The 7,220-nt window shown below is 37.5% G+C and carries 6 protein-coding genes; 5 read left to right on the top strand and 1 reads right to left on the bottom strand.

The genetic code is table 11. From position 1 onward, the window contains the following. A partial coding sequence (locus ABZA26_RS04250; protein WP_372713273.1) for a chloride channel protein occupies positions 1-1,083 on the bottom strand: 1,083 nt, incomplete at its 3' end. 265 nt (positions 1,084-1,348) lie between these two features. Here ABZA26_RS04250 and miaB point away from each other — a divergent pair. The 5 genes from miaB (at position 1,349) to ABZA26_RS04225 (ending at position 7,214) form a co-directional block, all read left to right on the top strand. Then, positions 1,349-2,662 (top strand): tRNA (N6-isopentenyl adenosine(37)-C2)-methylthiotransferase MiaB, encoded by a 1,314-nt coding sequence (gene miaB, locus ABZA26_RS04245; protein ID WP_372713272.1) that lies wholly within the window; start codon positions 1,349-1,351, stop codon positions 2,660-2,662. Between the two features lie 21 nt (positions 2,663-2,683). Further along, on the top strand, positions 2,684-3,673 hold the full coding sequence (locus ABZA26_RS04240; RefSeq protein ID WP_372713271.1) for a sodium:calcium antiporter: 990 nt from the start codon (positions 2,684-2,686) through the stop codon (positions 3,671-3,673). A gap of 17 nt (positions 3,674-3,690) precedes the next feature. After that, on the top strand, positions 3,691-4,929 hold the full coding sequence (gene rho, locus ABZA26_RS04235) for a transcription termination factor Rho (RefSeq protein ID WP_372713270.1): 1,239 nt from the start codon (positions 3,691-3,693) through the stop codon (positions 4,927-4,929). Positions 4,930-4,932: 3 nt separating this feature from the next. After that, the gene (locus tag ABZA26_RS04230; RefSeq protein WP_372713269.1) at positions 4,933-5,916 is read left to right on the top strand and encodes a peptidoglycan DD-metalloendopeptidase family protein; all 984 of its coding nucleotides are present in this window, start codon (positions 4,933-4,935) and stop codon (positions 5,914-5,916) included. 122 nt (positions 5,917-6,038) lie between these two features. Continuing rightward, entirely contained in the window at positions 6,039-7,214 is a 1,176-nt protein-coding gene (locus tag ABZA26_RS04225; RefSeq protein WP_372713268.1) for a DUF2157 domain-containing protein, read from the top strand. The last annotated feature ends 6 nt before the right edge of the window (positions 7,215-7,220 follow it).

The following is a 7,220-nucleotide window of genomic DNA, read 5'->3' as shown; positions in this document are numbered from 1 at the left end:
TGTATTTGAAGCTGCTGCAAACACAGCTACAAATCCCATTCCCGACATGAGGGCCATAGGGAGAGGGATCACCTCAGAAAGGGAGTTTCCCAGGGCAGACCCTATGAAAAAGAGGCAGGTCACCTCTCCGCCCTTGAAACCAGACCCCAGAGTTATTGCTGTGAATAATATTTTAAAAGCAAATACATAAAAGGGCAGGCTGATAATGAAGGCCTCTGAAATTGTGTCAAGACCCAGTCCGTTGTATCTGTATGTACCTAGAATATAAGTCAGAGCCACTATTATAAATCCCCCTATACATGCCCGGAGAGGAGGAAACTTTATTCTGTCCTTCATAAATTCTTTCCACCTGTCTGTTAAAAGGGAGAAGGCTCTTCCTGCCAAACCAAATAAAATACCAGCAAGACTGGCCCAGATAATGCTTTTTATCGTGGCCTCTGGTATCATGGGAACACTGTACAGAGAATGATGTACACCCCACCAGTTCTGGGTAACTTCATCTGCTATGATGGATGCCAGAAAAGACGGGAGAATAGCTTCATAACTCATCTTACCTATGACAAAGACCTCTAGCCCAAAAAGGGCTCCTGCCAAAGGTGTGCCGAAGACAGAACCAAAACCTGCTGCCATTCCTGCTATGAGAACTATCTTTCTGTCTCTTCGGTTCATTGAGAATACATGCGTCAGCTGATCAGAGAGAGATGCTCCCATCTGTATGGCACTGCCTTCCCTTCCTGCAGAACCTCCCAAAAGGTGTGTCACTATAGTACCAAATAGGACAAAGGGAGCCATACGTAATTTCAGAAGTTTATCTGGACTATGTATCTGAGAAAGGATGAGGTTGTTTCCCCCTTCTACTTCTTTACCAAACAGGTGATAAATCATACCAACTGCAAGACCACCTAGTGGAAGAAAGAGTATAACAGATGGGTTTGAGGTTCTGAATTTTGTGGCCAGATCAAGAGATATGAGAAAAAAAGCAGATGCTGTCCCTGAAAAGATCCCTATTATAGATGTGAGAAAAATCCATTTTATAAGATATGATAAGAGTGCAAAGTTATTTTTTTTTATGTCAAAAATCATGCTACACCACCTTTTTAACCGATAGAATACCTTTCCTGATTTCTTTTGATTTCCTTGAAATATTTTATATTTTTAAACAGTAAAAACAGTGATTTACTCTTGGGAAAACTCCCCGAAATAAGCAACCCAGACTTCTGTTATGTGATCTTAAACCCTATAATTCCTTAGCTATGAGATAAATTGTCACATTGATAAAAGAATTTGATTATGTTATAATATTTGGTATTTAAAAAAAATTGAATTTTTTAAGGTTTTAGGAGGATAGATGAAAAAAAAAGCTGCAATTATAACATATGGTTGTCAAATGAACGTAAATGAAAGTGCTAAAATAAAAAGAATACTTCAGGATATGGGATATGAGATCACAGAAGATGTAAATGAATCAGATGCTGTATTTCTGAATACTTGTACGGTAAGGGAAGGGGCTGCCACTCAGATATACGGTAAGCTAGGAGAACTAAAACACATCAAGGATAAAAAAGGTATGATTATAGGGGTGACAGGATGTTTTGCCCAGGAACAGGGAGAGGAACTGGCAAGAAAAGTCAAGTCAATAGACATAGTCATGGGGAACCAGAATATAGGGAAAATACCTCAGGCCATCGAAAGAATAGAATCAGGGGATTTTAAATATGTAATCTATGTAGGAGATGAAGATGAGCTTCCTCCTAGACTAGATGCAGACTTTGACTCTAAAAAAACAGCCTATACCACAATAACTTACGGATGCAATAACTTTTGTACCTATTGTATCGTCCCATATGTGAGAGGAAGAGAAAGATCCGCTCCAATGGTCCAAATCTTAGATGAAATAAGAGGTTTTGTAGAAAAAGGATCTAAGGAGATAATACTTTTAGGTCAAAATGTAAATTCCTACGGGAAGGATTTTGACAACGGAGATAATTTTGCAAAACTTCTTGAAGAGATATGTAAAATAGACGGAGATTTCATAGTAAGATTTATGTCTCCTCACCCTAGGGATTTCACAGATGAGCTTATAGATGTCATAGCTAAAAACGAGAAAATAGCAAGGTCAATGCATCTTCCTATCCAGGCAGGGTCATCTAGAATATTAAGTCTCATGAACAGAGGATATAAAAAAGAAGAGTATATAGCCCTTGCAGAAAAGATAAAAAAATCTATACCTGGAAGCTCCATAACAACAGATGTCATAGTAGGATTCCCTGGAGAAACAGAAGAAGATTTTCTAGATACTATTGATGTTGCCAGAAGAGTAAAGTTTGAGAATGCCTATATGTTTATGTACTCACCTAGAAAAGGGACAAAAGCCGCTGAAATGGACGGGCAGATAGATCAGGAAACAAAAAAAGAGAGACTTCACAGACTTATAGAGGTTCAGAATGCTATGTCTAAAGAACAGAGTGTGAGCTATATCGGGACTGTTCAGAGAGTATTGGCAGAAGGGCCTAGCAGAAAAAATGCTGATGTCATGTGTGGAAGGACGTCTACAAATAAAGTTGTTCTTTTTAAAGGAGACCCTGCGTTAGAAGGAGAGTTTATAAATTTAAAAATAACAGATGCAAATACTTGGACTCTTTACGGGGATATAGTAGAATAACATAGGGGGCTTTGATATAAAATGATTAATATCTTTGTGTTTTTTGTTTTGGCATATATAATAATAATGGCAGGAAAAAAACTGAGTATCTGTGGAGACAAAATAGGTGAGGAAATGGGCCTCGAAAAAAGCTGGGTAGGAATAATAATGTTGGCCTCCATAACATCACTTCCTGAACTAATTACCAGTGCAAGTTCAACCCTTATGGGTAATCCAGACATGGCAATTTCAAATATTTTCGGAAGCAACCTCTTTAATATTTTTATAATATTTATTCTGGATGTTTTCTTTATAAAAAATTCTTTTTCCTCTTCAGTGAGTATGAAGAATTATTTAAGTGCATTTTTTTCCATTCTTCTGACAATGATTTTTCTCTTAGGTTTTATTTTTGAGAAGATAGCTATATTTAAAATCAGCCTGATATCAATAATTTTATTTTTATTGTATTTTGTTGCGATCAAGCTTATATATGAATTTGAGCACAATTATGATTTTAACGATCCAGATGAGATCAATCCGGAAGATTCTATTGTTATGAGTATGGTCCAGGCAAAAAAAGGCTTTGTGGTAAGCAGTCTTACAGTAATAACTACTGGGATTGCCTTAACATATGTAGCTGACAGGATAGCCACTACGCCTATATTTGGAATAAATCTAGGTGAGAGTTTTGTAGGGGTAATACTTTTGGCTCTGGCAACATCTCTTCCTGAACTGACGGTATCCATACAGGCTATAAGAATGGGATCATTTAATATGGCTGCCGGAAATATACTGGGAAGCAACATTTTTAACATCACCATAGTTTTTGTGGCAGACCTTCTCTACAGAAAAGGCAGTATTTTTGAGAGCCTCACAGAATTTCATATTATCTCGGCGGTACTGTCTCTTGTGGTACTTCTGGTATTTATGATCGGAATTCTTTTTAGAAAAAAGAAAAAGAAAATAGACTCTTGGATTATCGGTGCAGTTTATATTTTGGCGATGTATATACTTTATTTGAAAAGATATTAATAGGTGGTATGTTTATTATGGATAATTTAAATAACTTTTTATTAACAGAGCTTAAAGAGATCGCAAGACAGCTTGGGATAGAGAGCTGGAATAGATATAAGAAAAAAGAGCTTGTGGATATAATAGAAGAGTATTATGAAAATCTCACAGGACATACCATAGCATGGGGAACTCTAGACGTTTTAGGAGACGGATATGGTTTTTTAAGGGATACAAATGTAGAAAAAGATGTGTATGTATCCGCTTCCCAGGCCAGAAGGTTTAAGCTCAGAACCGGTGACCTCATCCTAGGAGAGGTAAGAGAACCTGTGGGAGATGAAAAAAACTATGCCCTCAGAAAAGTTCTTCTGGTGAATGGCGGAGATATACAAAAGGCAGAGTCAAGAGTTCCTTTTGATGAGCTTACACCAGCCTATCCAACTGAGCAGCTTATATTGGAAACAGACAGAAAAAACCTGTCTGGAAGAATAATAGACCTTATAGCCCCTATAGGCAAGGGTCAGAGAGGTCTAATAGTAGCACCTCCAAAAGCCGGAAAAACAATGCTTATAAGCAGTATTGCCAACTCAATAATCGAGAACAACAAAAATTCTGAGGTATGGATACTCCTAATAGATGAAAGGCCGGAAGAGGTTACCGATATAAAGGAGACAGTAAAGGGTGCGGAAGTTTTCTCTTCGACCTTTGACGAGGATCCTAAAAATCATATCAAGGTAACTGAAATGGTCTTGGAAAAAGCAAAAAGAAAACTCGAAGACGGTGAGGATATAATTATACTCATGGACTCCCTTACAAGACTTGCAAGGGCTTATAATATAGTGATTCCTTCCAGTGGAAAACTTATTTCCGGAGGAATAGATCCTACTGCACTGTACTATCCAAAAAAGTTTTTCGGGTCTGCAAGGAATATAAGAGAGGGCGGAAGTCTGACTATAGTGGCTACAGCCTTGGTCGATACAGGAAGTAAGATGGACGATGTCATCTATGAAGAATTTAAAGGGACGGGAAATATGGAGATCCACCTAGACAGAAATCTGTCTCAGCTGAGAATCTATCCAGCCATAGACATCCAAAAATCAGGTACAAGAAAAGAAGAACTTTTGATAAAGGAAAATAAGCTCGAACTTATATGGGGGATAAGAAGATATCTTTCAGAATATGACAGAGCCACTGCAACTAAGAAACTTATTGATACAATCGAGTCTACAGAAAGTAATGATGACCTTTTAAAAGCTTATCAGAAGGGGGATAAATAGAAAGTGAATAGAAGATTTACGAACCTTTTGACAGTTCTTGTGGTCATCATGCTTATATTGGCAGTTCAGGTGTCCAGGGTTCTTAGCAGAGAGGTTATAGATGTTAAAAAGTTTACAGATTATTATGAAGCTACAGATGCTGCCAACGGTGGTTTTGAGGTTTTGGAAAGCAACTTTATAACAATAGAAAAAGAGTATGTTCTCAATGTGGAAAAAGTGGAGGATGTAAAAAAACCTGAGGAAAAGAGTTTTTCTGTTCCTACTTTTGAAATTTACCAGGTAAGGTCAGGAGACTCACTTTATAAAATAGCCAAAAAGTTCAATCAGGAACTGGCAGTTTTGAGGGCAAATAATCCCCAGTTAGGAAGCGTCCTAAAGGTGGGAGACAAGCTGAATATAATCTCTGGAAACGGAATATTCTACAAGGTAAAAAAAGGAGATTCCCTTTACAAGATTTCAAAGCAGTATAATGTGAAGATTGACGATATAATGAATTATAATAAACTTAAGAATAATTCCCTTAAAGCAGGTCAAAGTCTTTACCTGCCAAATCCAGACTTAAAACATGTAGTAAAGCAGGCTGCGGCTAAAAAAAGAAGTGTTGACTTCAGTATGCCTGTAAAATGGAAGGGTGTAACCAGTCCCTTTGGTAGAAGATTTCATCCTGTATTAAAGAGATATATATATCATAAAGGTGTAGACCTGAAAGCACAGTATGTACCTCTCTATGCTGCCAAAGATGGAAAAGTGAGCTATGCAGGATGGATGAGTGGTTATGGTAAGATAATAATCATAAAACATTCCGGAGGGTATGAAACCAGAGCTGCACACTTGACCAACATAAATGTAAAACCAGGCCAGTATGTAAAACAGGGTCAGGTTATAGGTAAAACAGGGATGACAGGAAGAGTAACGGGTCCTCATCTTCATTTTGAAATAAGGAAAAACGGAGTGCCGTACAATCCTATGAAATATCTTGTAAAATAGTCCTGCCTTGTGCAGGGCTTTTTTTTTAAAGGAAGAACTCTATATCACAGAATAGTTTTATATGTTTTATTTTGAGGATATTTATGTTTTTATATAAAAATTTATTGAAGCAGGAGGCGGTTATGAGGGGGAAGATTGTCTTAAAAGAGCTGGCAAGACTTCGTGGTCTGGGAGTAATAACAGATGAAATTTATGAGGGTATAGAGGAATTTTACGTTAGAGAAGGTGACGGCAAAAAAAGCATTTTTAATTTTTTTATAACTGCAGGATGCCTGCTGATAGGATTGGGAATAATTCTTTTATTTGCATATAACTGGTCGAAAATAACGAGAGAGGTTAAGACGGGTATTCTTATAGGTGGTCTTTTGACAGGGCAGGGTTTCTTCTATTTTTCATTGAAGAAAAAAAAGGAGTTTGTTTCAGGAGCAGGAGTATTTCTGATTCTGATGGTGGGGCTTTCCATAGCTATGATATCTCAGATGTATAATATCTCAGGTGAGGATAAAGGGTTCTATCTTGCCTGGAGTGCTCTCAGCCTTCCTGTTTTTTATCTTGCAGGCGGTGGAATAAATTCACTTGTCTACAGCCTGGTTTTGTATATGTATCAGAGTTCTCAAGGTAATATCCTCATATATCTTTTTCTTGGCTCAGCAGTATTTCTGTTTTTTAAGAGAAAAGAGGGTATAGGGGGTCTCGGAGAGACTGTGTCAAAACTAATAATTCTGGCAGGAGCCCTTAGATGGTACGGAGATGTTTCAGGGGGTTCTAAGGCAGGGCTTCTTTTGTACAGCGGACTTTTTGCAGGGGCCTATATCTTTCCTCTGGGTCTGAACAGAGCGGGAGAAGAGCTGACTATAATAATGGCTTATTTTTTAACTTTTAAAAAGAATTATTTTTTGTTCGATGACCTTATTTTTGATAAAGTGTTCTGGGGTTCTACTGTTTTTTATGTGCTGATACTGGTGCTTCTGCTGAGAAAAAAAGAAAATTTTAAAAATATTCTCCTGTGGAATGTACCTCTCGTGCTCTTACCTCTGTTTTTTAACTGGGGATTTGTGGTATATAATGTCTATTTTATGGGTATAGGGGGATATTTAATAGTCGACGGATTTAAAAAAGAGGATGTGAAGCTATTTAATAAGGGGAGCCTTATTACCGGAGGACTCATTGCCACCAGATTTTTAGATTATAAGATATCCACTCTCACAAGGGGAGTTGTTTTTATAGCTCTGGGGGGAGCACTTATATTTGGAAACCTGTATATGAACAGAAAAAGAGGTGGTCAGGGTGAAAAATAGATTTAT

It is taken from the genome of Ilyobacter sp. (genome assembly GCF_041583315.1).
GTDB lineage: Bacteria > Fusobacteriota > Fusobacteriia > Fusobacteriales > Fusobacteriaceae > Ilyobacter.
This window is presented reverse-complemented; position numbering and strand designations above follow the sequence as displayed.

What these genes read in the sequence shown, in the direction of transcription:
- miaB (WP_372713272.1), top strand. Translation starts at nt 1,349, where the DNA reads ATGAAAAAAAAAGCTGCAATTATAACATATGGTTGTCAAATGAACGTA.
- ABZA26_RS04240 (WP_372713271.1), top strand. Translation starts at nt 2,684, where the DNA reads ATGATTAATATCTTTGTGTTTTTTGTTTTGGCATATATAATAATAATG.
- rho (WP_372713270.1), top strand. Translation starts at nt 3,691, where the DNA reads ATGGATAATTTAAATAACTTTTTATTAACAGAGCTTAAAGAGATCGCA.
- ABZA26_RS04225 (WP_372713268.1), top strand. Translation starts at nt 6,039, where the DNA reads ATGAGGGGGAAGATTGTCTTAAAAGAGCTGGCAAGACTTCGTGGTCTG.